Origin of the sequence: Zunongwangia sp. HGR-M22 (assembly GCF_027594425.1) — a bacterium.
Lineage (GTDB): Bacteria > Bacteroidota > Bacteroidia > Flavobacteriales > Flavobacteriaceae > Zunongwangia.
In genome coordinates this window covers 3,660,549-3,685,551 of record NZ_CP115159.1, presented here as the reverse complement: position 1 = coordinate 3,685,551, position 25,003 = coordinate 3,660,549, and the positions used below count along the sequence as shown (strand labels likewise).

At 35.1% G+C, this 25,003-nt stretch carries 23 protein-coding genes; 11 read left to right on the top strand and 12 right to left on the bottom strand.

Going from position 1 to position 25,003, the window contains the following annotated elements; translation table 11 throughout:
* Positions 1-53: 53 nt before the first annotated feature.
* The gene (locus tag PBT91_RS15960) at positions 54-1,403 is read left to right on the top strand and encodes a sigma-54-dependent transcriptional regulator (protein ID WP_270059452.1); all 1,350 of its coding nucleotides are present in this window, start codon (positions 54-56) and stop codon (positions 1,401-1,403) included.
* On the opposite strand, the gene PBT91_RS15955 is transcribed toward PBT91_RS15960, so the two are convergent.
* A complete protein-coding gene (locus PBT91_RS15955; protein ID WP_270059451.1) occupies positions 1,393-3,834 on the bottom strand; it encodes a hybrid sensor histidine kinase/response regulator in 2,442 nt (813 codons plus the stop codon). The two genes, PBT91_RS15960 and PBT91_RS15955, sit on opposite strands and share 11 nt — an antisense overlap.
* 289 nt (positions 3,835-4,123) lie before the next feature.
* Here PBT91_RS15955 and PBT91_RS15950 point away from each other — a divergent pair, with 289 nt between their 5' ends.
* A complete protein-coding gene (locus tag PBT91_RS15950; protein ID WP_270059450.1) occupies positions 4,124-6,478 on the top strand; it encodes a TonB-dependent receptor in 2,355 nt (784 codons plus the stop codon).
* Positions 6,479-6,604: 126 nt separating this feature from the next.
* Here the strand turns inward: PBT91_RS15950 and PBT91_RS15945 are convergent, their stop codons facing one another.
* A complete protein-coding gene (locus PBT91_RS15945; RefSeq protein ID WP_270059449.1) occupies positions 6,605-7,039 on the bottom strand; it encodes a Rieske (2Fe-2S) protein in 435 nt (144 codons plus the stop codon).
* 288 nt (positions 7,040-7,327) lie between these two features.
* Between PBT91_RS15945 and greA the strand changes: the two genes are divergently transcribed.
* The 3 genes from greA (at position 7,328) to PBT91_RS15930 (ending at position 8,709) form a co-directional block, all read left to right on the top strand.
* Entirely contained in the window at positions 7,328-7,804 is a 477-nt protein-coding gene (gene greA, locus PBT91_RS15940; protein ID WP_270059448.1) for a transcription elongation factor GreA, read from the top strand.
* Between the two features lie 104 nt (positions 7,805-7,908).
* Positions 7,909-8,298 (top strand): HIT family protein, encoded by a 390-nt coding sequence (locus PBT91_RS15935; protein WP_270059447.1) that lies wholly within the window; start codon positions 7,909-7,911, stop codon positions 8,296-8,298.
* A gap of 12 nt (positions 8,299-8,310) precedes the next feature.
* Positions 8,311-8,709: an acyl-CoA thioesterase gene (locus PBT91_RS15930; RefSeq protein WP_270059446.1), complete on the top strand. Its 399-nt coding sequence runs from the start codon at positions 8,311-8,313 to the stop codon at positions 8,707-8,709.
* Here PBT91_RS15930 and PBT91_RS15925 read toward each other — a convergent pair.
* Positions 8,706-9,857: a sensor histidine kinase gene (locus PBT91_RS15925; protein ID WP_270059445.1), complete on the bottom strand. Its 1,152-nt coding sequence runs from the start codon at positions 9,855-9,857 to the stop codon at positions 8,706-8,708. The genes PBT91_RS15930 and PBT91_RS15925 overlap by 4 nt on opposite strands.
* Before the next feature lie 117 nt (positions 9,858-9,974).
* Here PBT91_RS15925 and PBT91_RS15920 point away from each other — a divergent pair, with 117 nt between their 5' ends.
* The 3 genes from PBT91_RS15920 (at position 9,975) to aat (ending at position 11,963) form a co-directional block, all read left to right on the top strand.
* Entirely contained in the window at positions 9,975-10,850 is an 876-nt protein-coding gene (locus tag PBT91_RS15920) for a flavin reductase family protein (protein WP_270059444.1), read from the top strand.
* Between the two features lie 6 nt (positions 10,851-10,856).
* Entirely contained in the window at positions 10,857-11,231 is a 375-nt protein-coding gene (locus PBT91_RS15915) for a DUF3127 domain-containing protein (protein WP_092540102.1), read from the top strand.
* A gap of 93 nt (positions 11,232-11,324) precedes the next feature.
* A complete protein-coding gene (gene aat, locus PBT91_RS15910) occupies positions 11,325-11,963 on the top strand; it encodes a leucyl/phenylalanyl-tRNA--protein transferase (RefSeq protein WP_270059443.1) in 639 nt (212 codons plus the stop codon).
* Positions 11,964-12,080: 117 nt separating this feature from the next.
* On the opposite strand, the gene PBT91_RS15905 is transcribed toward aat, so the two are convergent.
* Together PBT91_RS15905 and PBT91_RS15900 are read right to left on the bottom strand one after the other, a co-directional pair.
* On the bottom strand, positions 12,081-12,662 hold the full coding sequence (locus tag PBT91_RS15905; protein ID WP_270059442.1) for a DNA-3-methyladenine glycosylase I: 582 nt from the start codon (positions 12,660-12,662) through the stop codon (positions 12,081-12,083).
* 8 nt (positions 12,663-12,670) lie between these two features.
* The gene (locus tag PBT91_RS15900; RefSeq protein ID WP_270059441.1) at positions 12,671-13,384 is read right to left on the bottom strand and encodes a hypothetical protein; all 714 of its coding nucleotides are present in this window, start codon (positions 13,382-13,384) and stop codon (positions 12,671-12,673) included.
* A 204-nt stretch (positions 13,385-13,588) separates the two neighbouring features.
* Between PBT91_RS15900 and PBT91_RS15895 the strand changes: the two genes are divergently transcribed.
* On the top strand, positions 13,589-14,149 hold the full coding sequence (locus PBT91_RS15895; protein ID WP_270059440.1) for a hypothetical protein: 561 nt from the start codon (positions 13,589-13,591) through the stop codon (positions 14,147-14,149).
* On the opposite strand, the gene truB is transcribed toward PBT91_RS15895, so the two are convergent.
* From truB to PBT91_RS15875, 4 genes are all read right to left on the bottom strand, one after another.
* The gene (truB, locus tag PBT91_RS15890) at positions 14,146-14,865 is read right to left on the bottom strand and encodes a tRNA pseudouridine(55) synthase TruB (protein WP_270059439.1); all 720 of its coding nucleotides are present in this window, start codon (positions 14,863-14,865) and stop codon (positions 14,146-14,148) included. The genes PBT91_RS15895 and truB overlap by 4 nt on opposite strands.
* A 114-nt stretch (positions 14,866-14,979) precedes the next feature.
* A complete protein-coding gene (locus tag PBT91_RS15885) occupies positions 14,980-15,774 on the bottom strand; it encodes an undecaprenyl-diphosphate phosphatase (RefSeq protein WP_270059438.1) in 795 nt (264 codons plus the stop codon).
* A gap of 3 nt (positions 15,775-15,777) precedes the next feature.
* On the bottom strand, positions 15,778-16,032 hold the full coding sequence (locus PBT91_RS15880) for a DUF3098 domain-containing protein (RefSeq protein WP_270059437.1): 255 nt from the start codon (positions 16,030-16,032) through the stop codon (positions 15,778-15,780).
* Between the two features lie 17 nt (positions 16,033-16,049).
* Entirely contained in the window at positions 16,050-16,928 is an 879-nt protein-coding gene (locus PBT91_RS15875) for a cell division protein FtsX (protein WP_270059436.1), read from the bottom strand.
* Between the two features lie 175 nt (positions 16,929-17,103).
* Here PBT91_RS15875 and PBT91_RS15870 point away from each other — a divergent pair, with 175 nt between their 5' ends.
* Together PBT91_RS15870 and leuS are read left to right on the top strand one after the other, a co-directional pair.
* Positions 17,104-18,027 carry a ketopantoate reductase family protein gene (locus PBT91_RS15870; protein ID WP_270059435.1) on the top strand — a complete coding sequence of 308 codons (924 nt, stop codon included), beginning with the start codon at positions 17,104-17,106 and terminating at the stop codon, positions 18,025-18,027.
* A gap of 433 nt (positions 18,028-18,460) precedes the next feature.
* Complete coding sequence (gene leuS / locus PBT91_RS15865) at positions 18,461-21,277, top strand: leucine--tRNA ligase (RefSeq protein ID WP_270059434.1); 2,817 nt, start codon at positions 18,461-18,463, stop codon at positions 21,275-21,277.
* A gap of 164 nt (positions 21,278-21,441) precedes the next feature.
* Here leuS and PBT91_RS15860 read toward each other — a convergent pair whose 3' ends face one another.
* From PBT91_RS15860 to PBT91_RS15850, 3 genes are all read right to left on the bottom strand, one after another.
* Positions 21,442-23,211 (bottom strand): hypothetical protein, encoded by a 1,770-nt coding sequence (locus tag PBT91_RS15860; protein ID WP_270059433.1) that lies wholly within the window; start codon positions 23,209-23,211, stop codon positions 21,442-21,444.
* Positions 23,212-23,644: 433 nt separating this feature from the next.
* Complete coding sequence (gene rimM, locus PBT91_RS15855; RefSeq protein ID WP_270059432.1) at positions 23,645-24,172, bottom strand: ribosome maturation factor RimM; 528 nt, start codon at positions 24,170-24,172, stop codon at positions 23,645-23,647.
* 14 nt (positions 24,173-24,186) lie between these two features.
* On the bottom strand, positions 24,187-24,735 hold the full coding sequence (locus PBT91_RS15850) for a 30S ribosomal protein S16 (protein ID WP_270059431.1): 549 nt from the start codon (positions 24,733-24,735) through the stop codon (positions 24,187-24,189).
* Positions 24,736-25,003 lie beyond the last annotated feature (268 nt).

Genomic DNA, 25,003 nt, shown 5'->3' with positions numbered 1-25,003 from the left:
AAAAAGTTGAACTTATGTTTACTAAATTTGTCATCTCGATTTAAAATTTGATTATGCCCAAAATTCTCATAGTAGAAGATGACGTTCCTTTCGGTACAATGCTCAAAACATTTTTATCTAAAAGAGATTATGAGACAGAATTGTGTTTTTCAGGTGAAGATGCATTGAAAATTATATCTAAATCAAATTTTAACCTTGTACTTACCGATGTTAGGCTTCCAGACAAGGATGGATTAACTATTCTTAAAGAAGTAAAAGCCAAAAATCCAGCAACACAGGTTATTGTTATGACTAGTTATGCAGAAATTAGTATGGCGGTTAAAGCAATGAAAGATGGGGCTTTTGATTATGTAAGTAAACCTTTTAGACCAGAGTCGATTTTGCAGACTATAGAGAACGCGCTACAAACAAAGGTTGTTGAGGAGAAAAAGCCAGAGAAGCAAAATACAGAAGTAAAGAAAACAATTCCGCAATCAAATATACAGTACATAAAAGGTGTAAGTGATGCCTCTAGAAAGTTGAATGATTATATCGAGTTGGTAGCTCCCACCAACATGTCTGTATTGATAACCGGGGAAAGCGGAACAGGGAAAGAGAATGTTGCTAAAAGTATACATTACCAAAGCAAACGTAAAGACGCTCCATTTATCGCAGTAGATTGTGGCGCTATTCCTAAAGAAATTGCTTCAAGTGAATTTTTTGGACATATTAAAGGTTCTTTTACGGGTGCCATTAACGATAAGATTGGACATTTTAAGGCGGCCAATGGTGGGACTTTGTTTTTGGATGAAATAGGGAATTTAAGTTACGAGTTACAGGTACAATTATTGCGAGCTTTGCAAGAGCGACGTATTAAACCGGTTGGTAGCAATAAAGAGATTGAAGTAGATATTCGCGTAGTCACGGCAACAAACGAAGATCTTGCACAAGCAGTGAAAGATGGTGAATTTAGAGAAGATTTATATCATCGCTTAAACGAATTCTCGGTGAAAGTTCCTTCATTAAAAGATCGTAAAGAAGATTTGATGCTTTTTGCCGATCACTTTTTAGAAGAAGCAAATACTGATTTGGAAAAAGAAGTTTTAGGTTTTACCGATGATGCTGTGGATGCTTTTAAGAATTATTCTTGGCCGGGGAATTTAAGAGAGCTAAAAAATATGGTTAAGCGTGCGGTGCTGTTAACTCAGGATAAATTGATTCCTATGAAGGTCTTACCGCATGAAATTGCTACAGCTGAAAAGGATGAGGAAGACTACGGACTTTTCAAAAATAAGAATGAAGAAAAAATGATTCTTGAAGCTTTAGAGAAAACCGCAGGAAACAAAAGTAAAGCGGCAAGAATGTTATCGATAGATCGAAAAACGCTTTACAACAAATTAAAACAGTATGATATTAAGCTGTAATCTCGGTTTCTAAAGATTGGACTAATATCTCTAACTGATTAATTAGCTGATTTACTTCAGCAACTGTAGTTTCTTGTTTACGCTCTAGCTTTTCTAGAATTGTAATTAAGTGAAGAACTTTCATTTGCCTGATCATGGGTAGCATTTTATGTGCAATTTGCCCGATAGCTTCCAGATTTTGTTCTTTATTATGATGCTTCAGTTTTTCAATACTTTCTTCTGAACTTTCTATAAACGCTTTGATGATAACTAACATCGCTTCTTTATCTTCTCCTGAAAACATATAGATATCCTCTAAATTATACAATTCAGTTTCGTTAGAACTTGAATCGTATTTGCTTTCAGCTGAAACATGTCTGTCGGTCAGGCTGAGATCAAATATCTCGCTGATCTTCATTAAAAGATCTTTTGCTTTAAAAGGTTTAGTCAGTTTTGCGGTAAAACCGGTGAGTTTGTATACTTCATCTTTCATATCGGTGCGACCGGATAAAGCGATAATTGGGATTTTTTTCAGTCTCTCATCTTTTTTAATGTTGTTCATTAACTGAAATCCGTCCATGATAGGCATTTGGATATCGGTGAGAATTAGATCGTATTGATTTTTGTTTAAAAGCGCCAAGGCTTTTTTTCCGTTTTCTGCGGTATCAAACTTCAATTGATGACTTTTTAGAAATTCTAAAGTTAGTGCTAGTTGTGCCGGCTCATCGTCCACTACCAAAACCTTTTTATTTCCGAAGTCAATATCCTGTGTTTTGGGAGTAGGCTCTATTTGTTTATTATTGGCATCCTTCTTCTTCAATTCTTTTACAGGAATGCTTACTGTAAATTCGCTTCCTTTGCCTTGGTCACTCTGCAGTTCAATTTTTCCTTTTAGAAGCGACGTAAGGCTTTTTGTGATGGTAAGGCCAAGACCGCTGCCGCCATATTTTTTTTCGATTCCGCTATTTTCCTGGCTAAATTCTTCAAATATTACTTCTTGTTTCGCTTTGGAAATCCCAATTCCCGTATCCTTTACTTTTATAATTAACCAGGAAGAGTTTTTAGCTTTTTTCTGAATAGCTCCTGTTACTAGAATTTCACCTTTTTCAGTAAATTTAATGGCATTGGTTACAAGGTTGGCAATAATTTGTTTGATCCTGAAAGGATCGCTGGAAAATTGCGCATCTGCCTCTTCAGAAACTTCAATTTTTATTTCAAGATCATTATTTTGTTTTGCCGGAATATTGTTTTGTACCGTGTCGGTAATTAAATTTCTAGGATTAAATGGTAAGTTTTCAACCAGCATTTTGCCGGCTTCCAGTTTCGATAAATCCAGTAAATCATTTACCAGATGAAGAATAAATTCAGATGATTTATTGATCTGTCTCAAATAATGTTGTTGCTTACTGGCAAGTTGGGTTTTGTCCAACAAATCAGAATAGCCAATTACCGTATTTAAAGGCGAACGAAGATCGTGGGTAATGGCTGCCATTAATTGCTCTCTCCTTTTTAATAATGTTTCTGCAAAGTTTTTCGCTTCTTCTAATTCTATTCGATATTGCTGGCTGCGGCGTACATCTCGTATAATTAGCATCAAGAATAATAGAATTACGATCACGCACACACTCCCCGAAATCATTATAATGCTTACAGTGTCTTCTAAAGTTTGCTGTGCTTTTTCTGTTCGTTCTATAGACGCTTCACGTTCATCTTGTTCTATATTGGCAAGAATTTTTCTTAATTGCTGATTAAGAACCATGTCGTTATCCAACAGATCGTTTTCTTTTTCAAATACCGAGTTTCTAAATCGAATATTAGCTTTTTGAAAGTCGTTTAATACTTTTTTTACTGCGCTAACTAACGAATCTGCTGTCTGATTGGTAAGCGACTTAGCGTTATCTTCTTTGGCATATTCCAGCCATTTTACTAATACCTTTTTTTGATAAGGCTCCAGATCATTAAAACGATCCTCGTAACCTTGATTGGCTTCAAAATTTTCGTTTACGCGGTTAAGTTCTTCCATTACCTGCTTATAGTAATTGGTGTTTCTTTCCTGCTCGCGTAATTTTAGTAGTGCTCCCAGATTTTCTGTTTTTAAATCCAGAAGTTTATAAATGCTGTCTAACTCGGTATGCAGATTGTTTTCGTCGTATTCTTGATCTAATTCAATCAAGTTTAATTTAATAGAATCTAATTGTTGTTGGTAGAGTTTTATATCTTCTTTAGTGCCAGTTTGAATTAGACGTCGACTAACATTTTCAGTTTCATAAAGATCGCTTGTGATTTCGCTTACCAAAAATAATTGGGCATTATTATTACTGTTGCTTTGCGCCATGTTGCTAAACATGACAACGCGATTGTAAATAAACCAGACCGCTACAACCACTAAAATTGCGATAAGAACGTAGCCCGTAACTACTTTTAAGGTTATAGATCTTTTGGTGTTTTGCATATCTTTTTCAAACACTTCAAAAATACAGGATTTAAATCAATTGCAATGATAGCAGTAAATCAAAAAAAGCGTTTTACATTTGCAGCGATCTCATAAGGGGTGCCTAACGGGCTGAGATTATACCCAATGAACCTGGGCAGGTAATGCTGCCAAGGGATAAAGTGCTAAAAAAGCGCTAGTACTCCTGGATATGCTCTAAAAATCTATTTGAGTAATTCAGGATTTATTTTTTTTAACCAAATTTTTAAATGGAATAATGGCCCCTTTTATTCGTAAATCATTGTTACGAATGAAAAATATATTATTCAGTAGTTTAATTATGCTTTTTAGTATGTCTGCTTTTGCGCAGCAATATGAGCTAAAAGGTATAGTAAGTCGAAAAGGAGAACCCTTAAACGGAGTAACAGTTTATGTTTCTGAAGAAAAAGAAGGTACACAAACCAATGATGTAGGGGAGTATCGACTTGTTTTGCCAGAAGGAGATTATACTATCGATTTTGTCTTCGGAAATAGAAAATCCTTCGAAGTAAACCTTACTGAAGATCAAACATTAGATGTAGATTTTGGTGATGCTGAAGAGGTTTTAGGGGAAGTGTTTTTACGTTCTATTCGTGTAGATGCAGATTCTCCAATCACTTTTAGTAATCTTTCCAATGAAGAAATAGAAAGTAGAAATTTAGGGCAGGATATTCCCGTTTTAATGAATTATCTACCATCTGTAGTAACTACTACCGATGCCGGTAATGGTGTTGGTTATACCGGGATTCGAGTGCGTGGTAGTGATGCTACGCGTACAAATGTGACCATAAATGGAGTGCCATATAACGATGCTGAAAGTCAGGGTACTTTTTGGGTAAATCTGGGAGATTTTGCTTCTTCTACAGAGAATATTCAGTTGCAACGTGGAGTAGGAACTTCTACAAATGGAGCTGGTGCTTTTGGTGCCAGTATCAATATTTTAACCGATAGGTATAGTGAAGAAGCATCTGCAGAGGTTGCCAATAGTTATGGATCTTTTAATACCCATAAACATACGGCTAAATTTAATACAGGTCTTTTTAATGAGCACTGGGATTTCTCAGGAAGGGCTTCATTAATTAAAAGTGACGGGTATATTGATCGAGCAGATTCTGAATTAAAATCTTATTTTTTGCAAGGCGCTTATGTAGAAGATAATACGTTAATTAAAGCTTTGGTTTTTGGAGGGAAAGAAAAAACCTATCAAGCTTGGTACGGAATTGATGCTGAAACTTTAGAAAATGATCGTACCTATAATCCAGCAGGACAATACACCGATGAAGATGGGAATAATCAATTCTATGATAATCAAACCGATAATTATCAACAAGATCATTATCAGTTACTATGGAATCAGACCTTCAATAATAATTGGTCATCTAACTTAGCATTGCATTATACCTACGGAAGAGGGTATTATGAAGAATACGAGGAAGACGCCGATTTAAATTTCTATGGATTATCTAATTTTAGCGCTGATGGAGAAGAAGTAACTACATCAGATCTTGTAAATACCAGCTGGTTGGATAACCATTTTTATGGAACCACCTTTAGTTTGAATTATAAGAATAGTAAAATAGATGCTATTTTAGGAGGAGGCTGGAATCGTTATGACGGAGATCATTTTGGTGAAGTAATTTACACACGTTTTGCTCAGAATAATGATCCATTTGAGCCTTTCTATCTGAACAATGCTATCAAAACTGATTTCAATGTTTACACTAAAGCAACAATATCTTTGACAGAATCTTTAGCAGTTTATGGAGATTTACAATTACGAACTATAAATTATGAAGCAGAGGGGCCAACAGAAAAACTTGATCAGTTTATTGTAGATGATCACTTTTCTTTCTTCAATCCAAAATTTGGATTTACTTACCGGTTCAATAGAGCACATCAATTATATGGATCTTTTGCGAGAGCACATCGTGAACCCGTTAGAGTAGATTACGAAAATGCCATAATTAACGATAGATCGCAGCCAAAAGAGGAAGCCTTAAACGATTTTGAGTTTGGGTGGCGTTTTAATACTGCTGCAACCCAAATAAACGCTAATCTTTATTTTATGGATTATCAGGATCAATTAGTGCTTACCGGTCAAATCGATGACGAAGGTGCTGCAATTAGGGAGAATAGTGGTGAGAGTTATCGATTGGGTTTAGAGATCGACGCAACTTTTAGAATAACAGATTTTTTAACAGTAAGACCAAATATTGCTTTAAGTAGAAATAAAAATATAGATTTTGTAAGTACGATAGATGGAGAGCAGGTAAACTTAGGCGATACCGATATTTCATTTTCTCCTTCTATTGTAGGCGGGAATATGATACAGGTGAATCCTTTTAAGAATTTCCAGGTGAACTGGTTAACAAAGTATGTGGGCAAGCAGTATATGAGTAATATTGAAGCAGAAAGTTCAGAGTTGGATGATTATCTTGTAAACGACTTAAATATTCAGTACACCTGGAATAATGCACCATTTTTTAAGGAAATTCTGTTTACTGGTTTAGTAAATAATATTTTTGATGAGCAATATGTTTCGAACGGCTATTATGATGGAGGCTATGTTGGTTATTATCCCCAAGCAGGAATAAATTTTTTAACCGGTATCACGCTTAAATTTTAAAGAAGATTCGATTTGTTTTAGTTCTAATGCCTGAGATTTGATAAAATTTCAGGCATTTTTTATTATAACTAATTTATCAATTTCTATAGAAAAGCAACTGCTGCTTTAAGTAGCTTTTAAAGAATCTCAATTAGAGATTGTAATTGTATTGCCTCGTTTCTCTACGCGATAAGGCTTCATGGCATATTCACCGTTGCCTTTTACCTGTTCACCGCTTATTATGTTATACACATTGCCTTCGCAACTACAAGTTGCTTCAATCCCGTTCATTTCCATTGCAGAACAATCATTGGGTGCGTGGTTTGGATCACTTAATTCGTAGGCTAGAAAAAGATCGTTGTTTACATTATAAATAACCACACCTTTAATCCCGATGCCTTCATTGTAAATAGCGATTTGATTTCCCGGAAAATTTAGTTGATTGTACTGCGGTAAGTCTAGATTTATGTTGAAGCCAAAATTGATGTTGACTAAATTTGGATTATTATTAAGGTTGTCGTCGCTAGAAGAACAGCCTGTTAATAAAACCAATAGCAAATTAAAAAATAAAAAACCCTTCATTCAATTTCTTTTTTATCGCAAATGTAAATTTGTTATATTTGTTAGAATCAATCCCATTATAGGTGGGATTTTTTTATTATAAAATATTAATCTAATGAAAATGCAGCTTAGAATATTCAAGTTCGCAGTCAGACCGCGATACTTGGCAATTTACAATTAGTGATAATCTTTTTATACACTATACCTGGTTAAGGTCATTAGATTTAAAACAATCATTAAAAACATATTATTTTTTGGAAACAGGCCTCTTTACCAAGGCCCTTTACCAATTATAAAAACGACGAAGTTATGAGTAAAGTATCTTATTACACTGCGGAAGGACTAAAAAAGTTGAGAGAAGAATTAAATCATCTTAAAGATGTAGAACGTCCAAGAGCTTCTGAAGCTATTGCTGAAGCTAGAGATAAAGGAGATTTGAGTGAGAATGCAGAATATGATGCGGCAAAAGAAGCGCAGGGGCTTTTAGAAATGAAGATTTCAAAACTGGAAGAAGTTGTTGCAAATGCACGAGTAATAGACGAATCTCAATTAGATACCTCTAAGGTTTTGATTCACTCCCACGTGAGAATTAAAAATCAAAATAACGGAGCAGAAGTAAAATATAAGTTGGTTGCACAAAGCGAAGCCGATTTAAAATCCGGTAAAATTTCTGTAGATTCTCCTATCGGAAAAGGCCTTTTGGGTAAAAAAGTAGGTGAGGTAGCCGATATTGCTGTGCCAAACGGTGTAATGAAGTTTGAAGTACTTGAAATCTGGAGAGAATAATAAAATATATTTAAGAGTTCAAAAAATCCTTTTCTAAGTCTTTTAACTAAGATTGAAGAAAAGGATTTTTATTTTTAAACTACCTAATTAAAAACCAAATCGATATGTCTACGTTATTTACAAAAATAGTTCATGGGGAAATTCCTGCTTACAAAGTAGCAGAGGATAGTCAGTTTCTAGCTTTTCTTGATGTTCGGCCGAATGCTAAAGGTCATACCCTTTGTATTCCTAAAAAAGAAGTCGATTATATTTTTGATATGGATGAACAAATGTATATGGAGCTTATGCGTTTTTCAAGAAAAGTCGCGTTGGCTTTAGAAAAAACGGTAGAATGCAAAAGAGTAGGTGTCGCCGTTGTAGGATTGGAGGTTCCTCATGTTCATGTACATTTAATTCCGTTAAATAACATGGGGGATATGAATTTTGCAAACCATCACGAAATGAGTGAAGAAGAGCTTCAGAAACTCGCATCATCAATTCATGTAAACCTATAAGAGCTTTTATCTTTGTTTAAACTTGAATTAAAATTAAGAATAGATTGGAGCGATCTGGATATGTATCGCCATGTAAATAATCTCAGCTTTATGCGTTTTATGCAATCTGGCAGGGTGAATCTTTGGGAAGCTACCGGATTGCATAAAATGTATACCGATAGTAAAAAAGGTGCAATGTTAGTTTCTACGCATTGCGATTTTAAAAACGCATTATACTACCCGGGAAATGTTCTTGTGAAAACAAGAATCACTGAAATGGGCACTAAAAGTTTTAAAATAGAACATCATATTTTAAACGAGAAACAAGAAATTTGTGCAATAGGTAAAGATGTAGCTGTGTTTTATAATTTCAACGAGAAACAAACAAATGCAATACCAGAAAGTCTAAGGAATATCTTAGATCGATATTAGGTTTTTTTAAGCATAATTTCAAAAGTAGTTCCTTCGCCAATTTCACTTTTTGCTACTCGAATACGCCCGTCGTGATATTCTTCTACAATTCGTTTCGCCAAAGACAGACCCAATCCCCATCCTCGTTTTTTGGTGGTTTGTCCTGGTTCAAAAATTACTTTGAAGCGATTTTTGTCGATTCCCTTTCCAGTATCATGTATATAAACAAAAACCTGTTTTTCATTTTGTCTAATTTCAAGAGAAAGTTTTCCTTTTCCTCGCATTGCGTCAATAGCATTTTTTACTAAATTTTCTATCGTCCAGCTGTAAAGTTGCGTGTTTAAGTTAACTTTTATTTCTTCTCTCGGTACTATGAGGTTAAAATCGATAAGTTTAGAACTTCTGGATTGTAAATATCGATAGCTCTCTCGGGTGGCTTCTACAAGATCGGTTTCTTCTAATAAAGGAGCAGAACCAATTTTAGAAAAGCGTTCGGTAATTGTTTGTAAGCGGGTTATGTCTTTTTCGATTTCAGTAATATAAACTTCGTTTACATTTTCTTGTTTCAGAATTTCTGTCCATCCTATTAGAGAACTTAATGGCGTACCAATTTGATGTGCAGTTTCTTTTGCCATTCCTGCCCACAATTTATTTTGTTCACTGTTTTTTGTGGTAGTATAGAAAAAATAAATTACTCCTATAATTAGAAAACCAATGGTTACCAATCCTAGTGGATAGTACTTAAGACTATTTAGAACAGGAGAATTTCCGTAGAAAACCAAATGAGTCCTAAACCTGTCTAAATGCATAATTATAGGCTCGTTTTCAGCTCTTAGTCGATTAAGGTAGTTTTCAGCTTTTTCAGGAGTATCGATTTTTTCAGGATCGATATAATGGGTAGAAACTATATTTCCTTCTTCGTCTGTTTGTATTGTTGGAATACTGGTGTTGCTATTTAAAACATTTAAGATAAGCGGACTCAAATTTTCGTTGCTGCTAGCGCGATCCAGTTCCAATAGCGCTTCAGACCAAATGCTCATTTTTGTGCGCTCTTCATCTTTAAGCCGGTTAAAAAAGATGGTCGTATTCCACAAGACTAAAATAATTACAGCGAGACCTGCAAATATGATAAACCAGCGATTAAACTTTCGTTCGTCATTAAAATTCATAAAGAGTTCCTCTTCATTTTAAAAGCGGTTAAAGATAAGCGTTTTAATATGAATATTATTGTGAAGACATGCTTTAAATTCCTTATCCTAATTATTACCTTTGTGAAAAATCAAAGCATGTTAAGTATAGATTCTAAGGAATCACCTTCTGGCGCCCTTTACAGATATTTGAGTGGAGCGGTAGGGCCAAGGCCTATTGCATTTGCAAGTACGTTAGATGCTGAGGGACGACCAAATTTGGCTCCTTTTAGTTTCTTTAATGTGTTTAGTGCTAATCCTCCAATATTGGTGTTTTCACCCGTAAGACGAGGTAAAGATGGTAGCCTGAAACATACATTTTTAAATCTGCAGGTTGTTAAGGAATGTGTAATCAATATTGTAGATTACAAAATGGTACAGCAAATGTCTTTAAGTAGTACAGATTATGCTAAAGGTGTAAACGAATTTGAAAAATCTGGGCTTACCATGCAGCAATCAGATTTGGTGAAGCCATTTAGGGTCGCAGAATCTCCGGTTCAGTTTGAATGTAAAGTAAACGAAATTATAGAACTTGGAGATGAAGGCGGAGCAGGAAATTTGGTAATATGTGAAATTTTAAAAACACATATTAAAGAAGAAATTCTGGACGAAGATGGTTATATCGACCAGGTAAAGATCGATCAGGTTGCTCGAATGGGCGGAAATTGGTATACTCGTGCCAAAGATGGGATGTTCGAAGTACCAAAACCAATCGCCAATTTAGGGATTGGAGTAGATGCAATTCCGCAGGGAATTAGAGAAAGTAATATCTTAACAGGAAATGATCTTGGTAAATTAGGAAATGTAGAAAATCTGCCTACTTTAGAAGAGTCGAAATTATATGTTTCTGAAGATGATTTATTTACAGAGATTATTGCAGCAAAAGAAACAGAAGCAATTCATAAACAGGCGCAATTATTGCTGGAAAAAGGAATGGTAATAGAGGCGTGGAAATTATTACTAGCAAATTTTTAAACGAAGATGGAAGTACAAGGAAAGATTAAATTAATCGGAGATACCAAAACTTTTGGTAATAACGGATTTAGAAAAAGAGAATTAGTTGTCACTACAGAAGAGCAATATCCACAGCATTTAATGATTGAGTTTGTTCAGGATAAAACAGATCTTTTAAACAGTTATCAGGTAGGGCAGCCTGTTAAAGTTGGTATTAACCTTCGTGGTAGAGAATGGGTAAGCCCACAGGGGGAAACCAAATATTTTAATTCTATCCAGGGATGGAGAATTGAAAATCTACAACCATCACAACCGGGTGGTCAAAACGTGCCGCCACCGGCAGATCAATTTGAGCCTGCACAAGATTTTAAAGACGAAGATTACGACGATCTTCCTTTCTAAATATTAGCACAATTTTTTGTAAAAGCTTAGTATGCACTTAACGTACTAAGCTTTTTTGTTTTTGTAATTTTCTGAAAACTAACCCCCCTAAACGTGCAAATTCTAAAACCATACGATCCATTTCCTAATGTAGCTTACGCTTCAGATGACGGATTGCTTGCCATTGGCGGGTCGCTAACAGAAGACCGCTTAATAGAAGCTTATTCTAAAGGAATTTTCCCTTGGTATGATGATTCTCAGCCGATTTTGTGGTGGTGTCCAGATCCCAGGATGGTTTTATTTCCGCAGAAATTAAAAGTTTCAAAAAGCATGAAACAATTGCTGAAGAAAGAAGCTTTTAAAGTGACTTATAATGAAGCTTTTGAAACGATCATAGATAATTGTGCTCAAATAAGTAGAAAGGGGCAGCAAGGAACCTGGATTACGCCAGAGATGAAACGAGCATATTCTGGTTTGCATCAAAAAGGAATTGCACAGTCTGTTGAGGTTTGGGAGAATGGCGAAATTGTAGGAGGTTTGTATGGGATTTATCTAAAACATAAAAAAGTGTTTTGCGGGGAAAGTATGTTTGCTAAAGTAAGTAATGCTTCAAAATATGGTTTTATAAATTTAGTAAGGAAACTTCAGGAGAAAGGAGTAGAACTTATAGACTGCCAGGTTTATACTGCTCATTTAGAAAGCCTTGGTGCTGAGGAAATTTCTAGAAACGAGTTTTTGAATTTTTTGAAATAAAAGGCGGTTGTTTCATTTATGATATTAATCAAAAAATAGATGAAAAAAATCACTAATTTTACTATTGGCCTTTATTGTATTTGTTTCTTCCAATTGCTGGGCTTAAACGGCTGCCATTTATTGCGAAAGTTGTTTTACTTCTTTATATCGAAAACAAGAAACTTCGTGATCGTTAACCATTCCGGTGGCTTGCATAAAAGCATACATCACGGTAGAACCAACAAATTTGAATCCTCTTTTTTTAAGGTCTTTACTTAACTTATCGCTAATTTCTGTAGTGGCAGGTGCCTCTTTATAATTTTCAACTTTATTTTGGATTGGTTTATGGTTTACAAAGCTCCAGATATAGTGATCAAAACTACCAAACTCTTCTTGAAGTTTTATAAAATGCTGTGCATTGGAAACCGCGCTTCTTACTTTTAATTTGTTCCGAATAATCCCCGAATTTTTAAGTAACTGCTGGATTTTATCTTCAGAATAATCAGCGATTTTTTTATAATCGAAATTATCAAAAGCTTCCCTAAAGTTTTCTCGCTTTCGTAAAATAGTGATCCAGCTTAAACCAGCCTGAAAAGTTTCCAAAATCAAAAACTCAAATAACTTTTGTTCATCGTGTACCGGTACACCCCATTCTTCATCATGATAATCTTCATATAAATTGTCACCTAAACACCAGCCACATCTATGTTTTTCAGTCATAAATTATTTTAAGGTTTAAATTGATAAGTAATTGTACCGGGTTGATCATCTCTGCCAGAAAGCTTGCTAAAAACTGCTTCAGAAGCATATAATAAAGCATTTTCTACAAGACATTTATTATCTGTAGAAGAACTAGCTTCGTTAAAAGAGGTTGATTTTACCCTGCCAGATTCATCTACTTTTATATTAATTACAATTTTTCCTGAAAGACTACACGTATAAATTGGGTTGGGAATGTTTACAGCCGTTCTACCTTTAAGATTAAAGGAAATAGAACTGTTTTTTAAACTACCAGATTTGCTGGAAATTTTGGAGGTCGAATTATTTCCATCAGACTGTTGCTTTTCTCTGCTTCCCGAGTTTTTAAGGGTATAACTGCCAGATGTAGCAGTTTCACTATTTTTTGATGTCGCCTGCTGTAAAGCAGAATTTTTCTCAAAAATAGCATTTAATTCTTTGTTGAAATTGGATGATCTTGCTTCCTGATTTTGATTAAAAGCGCGATGTGTTTGTGTTTTACTACTTGTAATTTCTTGCTTTTGATCGTCTTCAGGTTCCTTTTTTTCAGTCTTTAAAGCTTCAGTAACAGCGCTTAGGTCTACCAAAAATTCCTGGTTTTTCTGAGAGCTATTTTCTAAATGCCAATTAAAAAGCAATAACAAAAGCACCATAAATATTAGAATGGTTAAAAGCAGTGCCTTATGTTTTTCAAAAAATGGCATCAATATATACGTCTTACAATTTTTTTGGTGAAGTTAGTATCTTTCAAACTTATAATCAATAAAACACTTTGATGTTTTAGCATCAAATCTTACTTGCTTTTTTACTGAGTAATGCTGCAGAATGTATTCCAAAATTTGAATATGTAAAAAAAAAATGCAACCATATCGATATTTAAGTATCTTAGCTTTATAAACATCAATCAAATGAGAACTAGATTATTATCCTTGCTTTTTTTATGCACAAGCTTTTTTATTTCAGCACAAGAAACTGAAGAATCAATTGATCTTACAAAACAAGAGTTAAAATTAAATTTAGGAATGGCCGTAGCAGGGATTCCAGAAGTAAGTTACGAGTATTTTTTAGAAGATAATAGCAGTATAGGTTTATCTATAGGAGTAGGCTTAGACGAGCCCGAAGATTTGTCGCTACGTTTTATAGCTACGCCTTATTACCGGCTTTTCTTTGGAAAAAAGAAAAACGCAGGTTTTTTTATAGAAGCTAATGCTGCAATAGCTTCCTATCATGATTATTATAATGAGTATACCTATAATTACGATGATGACGGTTACTATTATGAAGAACAAACTAATATTTATGATGAAAAAACGACCAATTTTGGTTTAGGGGCTGCAGTTGGTTTTAAACTGTTAACTCGTAACAATTATATTGGTGAAATTTATGCCGGTGCCGGTAGGCTTTTTGGCGATAGCAACGATTTTGAAGTTTATCCTAGGCTTGGCGTTTCTATAGGCAAACGTTTCTAGGAATTTGAAATGGGCCTTGGTAATTGTTTTTCAAAATCATCAAGGCTTAAACTATTTTTTACGCTAAAATCACCAATTTTAGTTCTTCTTAATGCGGAAAGATGTGCGCCGCTATCAAGTTTTTTACCAAAATCGTGGGCAAGACTTCTTATATAAGTTCCTTTGCTGCAAACTACCCTGAAGTTAATATTTGGAAAATCTGAAGCATTAATTTCAAATTCTTGGATACTTATTCTTCTAGATTTTATTTCAACTTTTTCGCCTTTTCGAGCATATTCGTAAAGTCGTTTTCCGTCTTTTTTTAATGCGGAAAATACCGGCGGATATTGTTCAATGTCTCCAATAAAGCTTTTGGTAGTTTCGGTTATATTTTCTTTAGAAATATGGTCTGTCGGGAAAGTTTCGTCGATTTCAGTTTCCAGATCATAAGAAGGCGTTGTTGCACCTAATTTAAATGAGCCGGTGTATTCTTTAATTTGTCCCTGTAGTTCTGGTATTCTTTTGGTGAATTTCCCGGTGCAAATAATTAGAAGCCCGGTTGCCAAGGGATCTAAAGTTCCGGCATGGCCAACTTTAATCTTTTTAATATCGCAGCTTTTACGAATCATCCACCGTACTTTATTCACAAGCTGAAATGAGGTCCAGTTTAATGGTTTGTCGAAAAGTAAGATTTGTCCTGCTTTAAATTCTTCAGCAGTAATTATAGGATGATCCATAGATTAAAATCTGTTTAGGGCTTCAAACTTAAATACAAATTTAGGATCGAAAGCAATAATTTCAGTTTTTGTTGAAATTTCTATTTAGATCTTCAGCAATAAATTCAGAATGAGTTATGCAAAATAGCCAAAGCCAATAGCGATAATTCCTACGATAAAACAGTAAATAGAGAAATAAGAGAGTTTGCTCTTTTTTACCAGAGAAATCATCCAGGTACAGGCAACAAGACCAGATAAGAAGGCGGCAACAAAACCAATAATTAAATGGGAACCACCAACAGATTCTTCAGTAATATTCCCATCCATTAAATCTTTGGCTATTTTTCCAAAAATCAATGGCACTACCATTAAAAATGAAAAACGAGCTGCTTTGGTTTTGTCGTTTCCTAAAAGAACTGAAGTTGAGATTGTAGAACCGCTTCGTGAAATCCCCGGTAACATGGCGATAGCCTGTGAAACACCAATCACGAAGGCATTCATAAAACTTACCGGTTTACCTGTATCTTTTGCTTTATCAGCAAGCCAGAGTAAAAGTGCGGTAATAATTAGCATAAAGCCCACAAAAACAACACTGCCACCAAAAAGTTCTTCTAAATAATCTTCAAAAAAGACACCGATTAGCGCAGCCGGAATCATAGAGATAATAATCTTGGCTGAAAACTGCGTTTCCTCGTTCCATTTAAACTGAAAAAGTCCTTTAAAAATGTCGAATATGTCTTTTCTAAAAACAACGATCGTACTTAAGCCCGTCGCAAAATGTAAGACTACGGTAAACATCATAGATTCTTCTGGCAAACTACTGTCACCTAAAATGGCTTTTCCTAATTCTAAATGTCCGCTAGAAGAAACGGGTAAAAATTCAGTTAATCCCTGAATAATTCCCAGGATAATGGCGTCTAAAGTATCCAATTTCTATTTTTTGTTTGGGTTTACTAAAATAGCGAAAACCTGAATCCCAAAACCAATTAAAACGATAGTTGGGGCAAGGCGAATACGCTGAAAATTATAAACAGCTTCATTAAATTCGTTAGGATCGTCGCTACCACCGCCTGCCATCAAAATAAATCCTAAAGCGATTACCGCCAGACCGATAAACATGAATTTGTAATTCTTTTTACCAAATACAAAATTTTTGTCTTGTTGTTGGGGTTTGGTGTTATTGCTCATCTATTGTAATTTTAACTTTAGTAATAAAGCTCATCTGTTTGTAAATTTAAAAATCTTGTGGTGGCGAAAAAGGTACTTAGCCAGGTTATTACGATACCTGTTACAAAAACACCACCAAATAAGGCTAATATAAGTTTTTTGTCGGCCAGTAAATTTAACTCAGCAAAACTATCGTTTAGATAATAAATTACAGCAGCCATTCCTATAAGTGCTACCAAAGCGCCAATCATTCCTAGCTTTACGCTTTTCCAAATAAATGGGCGGCGTATAAAACCTTTGGTAGCGCCAACCATTTGCATGGTTTTTATTGTAAAACGTTTAGAGTACACCGATAATCTTATCGAGCTGTTGATAAGTAGAACCGCAATAAAAGTGAACAATGCACTAACGATTAAAACCCAGAAGCTTATCTTTTTAAGATTGTTATTCAGTAAAGAAATTAATGGCTTGTCGTAAGAAACTTCATCTACGGCGCTATTTTCTGAGAGTTGAGCTGCAATTTCTTCAACCCTTTCCGAAGAAACAAAGTCGGCATTCATATAAACATCAATAGAATTTTGAAGTGGATTGTAATCCAAAAATTCCATAAAATCTTCCCCAATAGCTTCTTTTGTTTGTTCAGCAGCTTCTTCTTTAGATACAAAAGTTACCGATTTTGTATAAGAAGCGGTATCTAAACTTTTGGTTAGTTTCTGCATCGCTTCCTCTTTGGCGCCATCATTAAAATAAACCGTCAAAGCAATTTGCTCTTTAAAATGATCTGCTACTTTTTTGGTGTTTAATACCAATAAACCCAGCATTCCCAGTAAGAAAAGTACTAACGCGATACTTAGAACTACAGAGAAATAGGATGAAATCAAACGGCGCTTTTGATATCTTTCAAAAGATGTGCTCATAAACAGCTATCAATTTTTTGTAAAAATAATAAAGTAAACGGTTCCAAGACTTTCTTAACGCCCAAACTTTATTAATTATTCTGATAAGTGTAAATTTGAAAGAATAAGATTCATATTGTGTGAAAATGCTATTAAATTTTTTAGCTCAAAACTCGAATAAAAGAAAATTGAAACTATGAGAATTCTTGTATACGGCACTGGTGGTGTTGGCGGTTATTTTGGAGGTCGTCTGGCACAGGCGAGCCACGACGTTACTTTTATTGCCAAGAACGAAAGTTTAAAAGCGATTAGGGAAAACGGACTTGTCGTTAAGAGTGTAAATGGTGATTTTACGGTACATCCTGCAAAAGTAACCGATGATATTAGTGAAGTTGAAACGCCAGAATTGGTAATTTTAGGTTTGAAATCCTGGCAAATAAAAGATGCTGCAAAACAACTAAAATCGATTATTACTGAAGAAACTATGGTATTGCCGCTGCAAAATGGTGCCGATAATATGGAAAAACTTCAGGAAATATTGCCTAAAAGGAATGTTTTGGCTGGTTTTTGCCGAATTTATAGTAAAAAAGAAGCGCCGGGAGTAATTAATCATTTTCAGTTTGATCCTGAAATTATTTTCGGAGAATTGGATAACGAAAAATCAGATCGGGTTTTAAAATTGAAGGAGATTTTCAATAATTCTGGCTTTAAAGGAATTGTTCCAGATGATATTTATAAAGCGATCTGGAAAAAGTTCAGTTTTATTGCTACCGTTAGCGGCTTGGGTGGATTAACCCGGGTGAGTATAGGAGAAATGTGGCAAGATGATTATTTGCAAGATGTTTTAAAGAAAACTGGCCTTGAAATTCAAGCCATCGCACAAGCAAAGGGAGTTAATTTTGATGATGAAGATATAGCAAAGCTATTTCAGTTTATCGGAAAGCAAGGAGAAACAGCTACTGCTTCAACGCAACGTGATATTATGGCCGGGCGGCCTTCAGAATTGGAGAACTTTAATGGTTATATCGTAAAACAGGGTAAGAAATTAGGAATCGAAACTCCGGTAAACGAATTTATTTATCGGGCGTTGTTGCCAATGGAGAAGGAAGCGAGGAATTAGAATTAAGAGTTTGGAGTTCTTCGCTGTTAGAAGTTAGAATGGAGATGCTAAAAATTAGACTAGAACTGTTGAATTTTAAATGCTGAATATTGAATTTAGAATGATTTGGTTGTCTGTCTTACTGAACTTGATTCAGCATCTTAACCCGAATTTCCAAATAATAAAATCTGAGAGACGGCAACTAATAAAATAACTGCTGCAAACCATCTAAACCTATTTCTATTCTTAATTGCTGCAACTGGTTTAAAATTGTAAATTTGCAGCCATTGTTAACAATTGATAATTACGGAATTTAGGAAATTACCTTAGGGAAAGGCCATAAAACTTTTATTAGAAGATTTTTTATTGCGAGGCTAGCCTTAAGTAATTAATCTCGATTATCGAGTTCCGATTAAAATATAGTCCGTTTAAGGACGTTCAGAAATACATAGAAATGAACTACAACTTCAACGAAATTGAAGCCAAATGGCAAAAATATTGGGCCGAGAACCAAACTTTTAAAGCATCAAACTCCTCAGAAAAACCTAAATATTACGTACTCGATATGTTTCCTTATCCTTCGGGAGCCGGTTTACATGTTGGGCATCCGCTAGGGTATATTGCGAGTGATATTTATGCGCGTTACAAACGCCATAAAGGTTTTAATGTGTTACATCCACAGGGTTATGATAGTTTTGGACTTCCGGCCGAGCAATATGCGATTCAAACCGGGCAGCATCCTGCAATTACCACTAAAGAGAACATTGCAAGATATCGTGAGCAGTTAGATAAAATTGGGTTTAGTTTCGATTGGAGTAGAGAAGTGCGTACCAGTAATCCGGAATATTACAAATGGACGCAATGGATTTTTAGTGAGTTGTTCGAATCTTGGTACGATTTAGAAGCTAATAAGTCAAGAGCGATTTCTGAATTGGAAGCAATTTTTGCTGCGGAAGGAAATACTCGTGTAAAAGCAGCTTGCGACGATGCTATTGAAGATTTTTCAGCGGAAGGATGGAATAAATTATATTCCGAAGAGAAACAACGAATTTTACTGAAATACAGACTGACCTATCTTGCTGAAACAGAAGTGAACTGGTGTCCGCAACTGGGAACGGTGTTGGCAAACGACGAGATTATAAACGGAGTTTCAGAACGTGGTGGCTATCCGGTGATTCGTAAAAAGATGACGCAATGGAGCATGCGAATTTCGGCTTTTGCAGAGCGCCTGCTTCAAGGTCTCGACAATATCGATTGGACTGAAAGTTTAAAGGAAAGTCAGCGTAACTGGATCGGAAAATCAGTTGGGGCGCATGTAGATTTCAAAATTCAAAATTCAGAATTCAAAATTGGTGTGTTCACCACCCGTCCTGATACGATTTTTGGTGTGACTTTTATGACGCTTGCGCCAGAACACGAATTGGTAAAAGAAATTACTACCGATGCACAACGTGAAGAAGTAGAAGCCTATATCGAAGCGACCGCAAAGCGTAGCGAGCGTGAGCGAATGGCCGATGTAAAAACTATATCAGGAGCATTTACCGGGGCTTATGCCGAGCATCCATTTACCAAAGAACCAGTGCCAATTTGGATTGGGGATTATGTGTTGGCAGGCTACGGAACCGGTGCAGTAATGGCTGTGCCATGTGGCGACCAGCGTGATTATGATTTTGCCAAGCATTTTGAAATTCCGATTAAAGATATTTTTGAAAACGCCGATATTTCTGAAGAAGCTCATAGCGGTAAAGAAGGAACGGTAATCGCTAATTCCGATTTTTTAAGCGGATTAGCATATAAAGAAGCACTACAAAAATCGATTCTTAAGTTAGAAGAAATAGGAGCAGGCTACGGAAAAACCAATTATCGATTACGAGATGCCGTATTTTCGCGCCAGCGGTATTGGGGAGAACCTTTCCCGGTATACTATGTAAATGGTTTACCACAGCTAATCGATGTAACGCATTTGCCGTTGCATTTGCCGGAAGTGGAAAAATATTTACCAACAGAAACCGGAGAACCGCCGTTAGGAAATGCAACCGATTGGGCTTGGGATACTGCAGCTAATAAAGTAGTAAGTAACGATAAGATCGATCATGAAACGGTATTTCCGTTAGAGTTGAACACCATGCCGGGCTGGGCGGGTAGTAGCTGGTATTTATTCCGTTATATGGATGCCGGGAACGATGAGGTTTTTGCTTCTGAAGCAGCATTAGATTACTGGAAGAATGTGGACTTATATATCGGCGGAAGCGAACACGCTACCGGCCATTTATTATATTCCAGATTCTGGACGAAATTCTTGAAAGATCGCGGACATTTAAAAGTAGAAGAGCCTTTTAAAAAGCTGATCAATCAAGGAATGATTTTGGGGACGAGTGCTTTTGTTTATCGTCTTGAAGGTGAAAATAAGTTTGTTTCTAAAAATCTTACTGAAGGAAAATCTGTTCAGCCAATTCATGCTCCGGTAGAATTTGTAAATGCTTCAGATGAATTAGATGTTGAAGCTTTTAAAAATTGGCGACCAGAATTTAAAGAAGCGGAATTTCTTACTGAAGAAAATGGAGCCTATGTTGTAGGTCGTGAGGTTGAAAAAATGTCGAAGTCCAAATATAATGTGGTTAATCCAGATGATATTTGTAACGATTACGGCGCTGATACGTTGCGGATGTATGAAATGTTCTTGGGGCCTATCGATCAGGCGAAACCTTGGAATACCGCCGGAATTACCGGAGTACACAACTTCCTAAAAAAGTTGTGGAAGTTATATATCAAAAACGATCAATTTGAGGTTTTAGAGGAAAAAGCTTCGGCAGATTCGTTAAAAACATTGCATAAAACCATTAAAAAAGTCACGGAAGATATTGATAATTTCAGTTTTAATACGTCGGTTTCTACGTTTATGATTTGTGTGAATGAACTGAATGCACAAAAATGTAACAGCCGCGAAGTTTTAGAACCTTTAGCAGTTTTAATAGCGCCTTATGCACCACATATTGCTGAAGAATTATGGAGTAAGTTGGGATATTCAGAATCCATTTCAACCGCTACTTACCCTAAATTTGAAGAGAAATTTTTAGTAGAAAGCACTAAAAATTATCCAATCTCATTTAATGGTAAAATGCGTTTTACGATGGAGTTACCATTAGATATGAACAAAGATGAGATCGAAAAAACGGTAATGGAAGACGAGCGTACTCAAAAACAGTTAGATGGTAGAACTCCTAAAAAAGTGATCGTGGTACCAGGTAAAATTGTAAATATTGTAGGCTAATATATTTTAAAAATCAATAAAAAAGCCGCCTTTTTCAGTAGAATAAGGCGGTTTTTTTGTTTTCAGCTTTTGAATAAACTTTGTTCAGAAACTAGATTTAATGAATGTATTTTTACGAGAAGTAGATACATTATCTAATTCAATAAAAATCATTTAAAAAGCTATTAATTAGAGTTTATGCCATAAGAATTTGCCATTTTAATTGCCCAGGCAATCGCATTTGCTGTGAATACGGAATTATAGACATCTTTATCTCTAGAATCTGTACCGCGGCCATAGGATGGCTTAAATACAGGGAAATTATTAGCATCTAACATAAATGGTGTAACTGTATCTGAAGTATTTGAACCATTAGAGTTAAACCCGCCATCCCCAACAAAAATCAGGTTTAAAGAGTTGTGCTTAAATGCTGTAATTTTATCTAATTCAATATCGGGGTTAGCTTGTGAAATATCAGTATTGTGAGAATAAACTGTTATGGCGCTAGAAGGAATACCTGTTACAAAATTTGTGGAAGAGGCATCTTCTCCCCAAACTTTTTGCCTTATATCTCCAAAAGGACCATTTAAAATATTATCATTGTTTGAGCTAAACTCATATAAAGCACCTGCCGGATGTGAATAGCCTGTTTTAATTTCATCTGAATTGAATAATTTTTTAAAAAGAATTTCAAGACCGGTAGTTGCTTCTGAAAACAAAAGAACTACTCCATTGTTGTTTAAATAATCTATTAAAATTGATGCTTCTTCTTCAGAAGGATTCCAGGAGAAACCAATAATTATAATATCTACCGGATTTTTACCGGTAGTCCATTGTTTTAGATTAACAGCACCTGGAGCATTGGTGCCATCAATAATTTCACTCCACCCGTTAAAATCAACGGTACTATTTGGTAAATCTCCGTAATTAATTGGGCTAGTTATTAAACTGTTAGAAGCTGCATTTCCAGAAAAGTTATAGCCATATCCATCTTTGTCGCTTCCAATGCTAAGTAATCTTTTTTTCGTATTAACAATATTTACAGGAATGCTAACTTTGCAAGAAGAATCAGATTGATCAGTAATATTAATATCTGTACTTGATGTTGAAGATGGTGTCCCGCTGCCTTGTAAAATAATATCTTGATTTCCTGAAGCATCAAAGGTGCCTGAACCTTTAAATGAGATGCCATTTACAGATTTGGTTGTAATATTATAATATCCAGGAGCAGTAACTTCTACCTGTAATTTTATTTGATTTTTATAATTCAAAGGTACCCCAACATGGTAACTCCCCAATACTTCAGCACCACTACAATTTATACTAAAAGTCCCTAAAGCTTCAACATCAATAGAAACAGGATTGTTGCAGTTTATGTCTATTCCAGATGCTGTAATGGAAACTTCGTCCTTTTGTACATTTTCAGGACGTCCTTGCCCCTCTAGCCTAATTCTTTGTATTCCTGTATTTAAAAATCGTCCTTCAGCATAAAATCCATAACCGTTAGAAGTATTTGCTGTAATAGAATACTTTCCAACTTTTTTTACATTTATAGATACCGTTAAATATTCATTTGGCGAAAGATCTTTTCTTTCAAAAAAAGTACCTTCGATAGTAATCTCACCACAATCTAAGGTTGCTTCACTGTATAATGCATCACCACACAAACTTCTCCATCGTGTATTGTTACTATCCCAAAAATTATAACATCCCTCAGAAATATTAAAAATTAAAAGGCTGTTTTCGGATTGGCTAGGCTTAATTGAATCTCGCTGAGATTGGGTTAATCTTGGAATTAAAATACCTTTTTTTGAAATTTCTCCAGATGGACTGTCAATTTCTGAAATATGCAATAGACTTTTTGAGTTAGGTTCTGTAGTATTAATCCCTACCTGAGAGAACGTATTTATTATTGAACATGTATAAATACATAAGAAAAATAGTATATGTTTCATGGAATAGGATAACACATAATTTTCAAAAAAGAAGGATTTAGCGCTTATCAAAGAAAGGTTTCTAACTTTAACAAACAATGTAATACAAATTTAAGATTTATTATCACTATTTGGGAATTGTATTCTATACATTTTTGCTTATAAAAAGACTGTATCCATATATACTGTATTGAAAAATCTGCTTGCGTATTTAATTATCTATTGAGAAAATATGATTTAGTAATCAATTAAGTGGAGAGTAAAGTCTATGAAACAAAATATAGCCTAAATTAAAAGGGACTTTGTTGAAAGGAAAAAATGAAAAACAGCTATTTTTTCTATTTAATAACCAAATTCAACCTTCTAAATATAAAGTCTATTTTCCAATATCTAAAAGCGGAGGGGTCTAAGTTATAAAAGGCGCAGCCGGTCTGGTCTAGATTCGAGCTTCTAATTAGCCTAAATAAAGATCAATAAGTCCTTCAGGAGTAGTAACGTTGATGGTTTGGTTTGGCTTGTCGATTTTTTCGATAAATTCATCATTCATGGGGATAAGAATTTCTTTATCGTCTTTTTTAATTTCGAATAAAGCCTGAGCGGTGCTATCGTTTATTGAAGTGATTATACCAATGTCGCCATGTTTAGCATCAATCACCTTAAAACCTATAATTTCGTGATAGTAGAACTGATCTTCGTCTAGTTCAGGAAGGAAAGTAAGTGGGAGATAAAGCTCACAGCCAATCATATCGTCTGCATCATCTTCCGTATCGATATCTTCGATCTTTGCACGCAGTAGTGTGCTTTTATGCAGGGAACTTTTTTCAATAAAAAATGGAACCAGATTATCGTTGTATTCAACGAAAACTGATTCCATCTCTGTGTACAATTCGGGTTCGTCTGTATCTAATTTGATAAGGAGTTCCCCTTTAAAGCTATATTTACTAACGATTTTCCCTAAGTAGAAACATTCTTCTTTAGTCATCGCTAGATAAGAAATTAACCTTGTTTTTCTTCAGTTTTAGCTTCTTCATCTGTAGCTGCGTCTACTTCTTTGTCTACATCAGCTTCTGGTTCGCCTTCTTCAGTAACAGCGGCAGCCTCAGCAGCGGCAGCTTCACGTTTAGCGTTTACTTCTTTCTCAGCAGCTAAAGCTTTGTCTTTTGCTTCTTGTTCTGCTTTTGTAAGATTTTCTTTCTTGTTGCTAATTTTGCTTTCTTTTTCCTCTAACCAAGCTTGGAATTTCTTCTCAGCTTCTTCTTCAGTTAAAGCACCTTTTCTAACTCCACCAGCAAGGTGATTTTTAAGTAATGCACCTTTGTAAGAAAGAATAGCACGAGCAGTATCAGTTGGCTGTGCTCCATTCTGTAACCATTTTACAGCTCCGTCAACATCTAGCTCGATAGTTGCAGGATTTGTATTTGGATTATAAATTCCTACTTTATCTAAGAATTTACCATCTCTTTTTGAACGTGCGTCAGCCGCTACGATCCAGTAAAAAGGTTTTCCTTTTTTACCGTGTCTTTGTAATCTTATTTTTACAGGCATAAAAATTAATTTACGGGGTTCCCGACCCCTATTATTAATAAGGCTGCAAAGATACTACATTTTTCTAATATACAAGACCTTGGCAAAAAAATATTGTAGCTCTTCTAGAACGATAATGAACTCATATCAATACTAAATAAAAGACAATAAAAATTGAAGAAATACCGCACTCTTGTTAAAAGCAGTTAATTAGTGCTAAACCCTGTTAAATAGGTTGTTGCGGCCGTATTTGAGTTGTAGATTTACTCAGCGAAACAATAAAAAAAAG

Bases quoted from the DNA above. Each gene is read 5' to 3' on its own strand.
- PBT91_RS15900 (WP_270059441.1), bottom strand. From the start codon at position 13,384: ATGCCATTTTTTGAAAAACATAAGGCACTGCTTTTAACCATTCTAATA.
- PBT91_RS15905 (WP_270059442.1), bottom strand. From the start codon at position 12,662: ATGACTGAAAAACATAGATGTGGCTGGTGTTTAGGTGACAATTTATAT.
- PBT91_RS15950 (WP_270059450.1), top strand. From the start codon at position 4,124: ATGAAAAATATATTATTCAGTAGTTTAATTATGCTTTTTAGTATGTCT.
- PBT91_RS15880 (WP_270059437.1), bottom strand. From the start codon at position 16,032: ATGAGCAATAACACCAAACCCCAACAACAAGACAAAAATTTTGTATTT.
- PBT91_RS15850 (WP_270059431.1), bottom strand. From the start codon at position 24,735: ATGCCTGTAAAAATAAGATTACAAAGACACGGTAAAAAAGGAAAACCT.
- leuS (WP_270059434.1), top strand. From the start codon at position 18,461: ATGAACTACAACTTCAACGAAATTGAAGCCAAATGGCAAAAATATTGG.
- PBT91_RS15860 (WP_270059433.1), bottom strand. From the start codon at position 23,211: ATGAAACATATACTATTTTTCTTATGTATTTATACATGTTCAATAATA.
- PBT91_RS15935 (WP_270059447.1), top strand. From the start codon at position 7,909: ATGTCTACGTTATTTACAAAAATAGTTCATGGGGAAATTCCTGCTTAC.
- PBT91_RS15960 (WP_270059452.1), top strand. From the start codon at position 54: ATGCCCAAAATTCTCATAGTAGAAGATGACGTTCCTTTCGGTACAATG.
- PBT91_RS15895 (WP_270059440.1), top strand. From the start codon at position 13,589: ATGAGAACTAGATTATTATCCTTGCTTTTTTTATGCACAAGCTTTTTT.
- PBT91_RS15920 (WP_270059444.1), top strand. From the start codon at position 9,975: ATGTTAAGTATAGATTCTAAGGAATCACCTTCTGGCGCCCTTTACAGA.
- truB (WP_270059439.1), bottom strand. From the start codon at position 14,865: ATGGATCATCCTATAATTACTGCTGAAGAATTTAAAGCAGGACAAATC.
- rimM (WP_270059432.1), bottom strand. From the start codon at position 24,172: ATGACTAAAGAAGAATGTTTCTACTTAGGGAAAATCGTTAGTAAATAT.
- PBT91_RS15925 (WP_270059445.1), bottom strand. From the start codon at position 9,857: ATGAATTTTAATGACGAACGAAAGTTTAATCGCTGGTTTATCATATTT.
- PBT91_RS15945 (WP_270059449.1), bottom strand. From the start codon at position 7,039: ATGAAGGGTTTTTTATTTTTTAATTTGCTATTGGTTTTATTAACAGGC.
- PBT91_RS15870 (WP_270059435.1), top strand. From the start codon at position 17,104: ATGAGAATTCTTGTATACGGCACTGGTGGTGTTGGCGGTTATTTTGGA.
- greA (WP_270059448.1), top strand. From the start codon at position 7,328: ATGAGTAAAGTATCTTATTACACTGCGGAAGGACTAAAAAAGTTGAGA.
- PBT91_RS15875 (WP_270059436.1), bottom strand. From the start codon at position 16,928: ATGAGCACATCTTTTGAAAGATATCAAAAGCGCCGTTTGATTTCATCC.
- PBT91_RS15915 (WP_092540102.1), top strand. From the start codon at position 10,857: ATGGAAGTACAAGGAAAGATTAAATTAATCGGAGATACCAAAACTTTT.
- PBT91_RS15955 (WP_270059451.1), bottom strand. From the start codon at position 3,834: ATGCAAAACACCAAAAGATCTATAACCTTAAAAGTAGTTACGGGCTAC.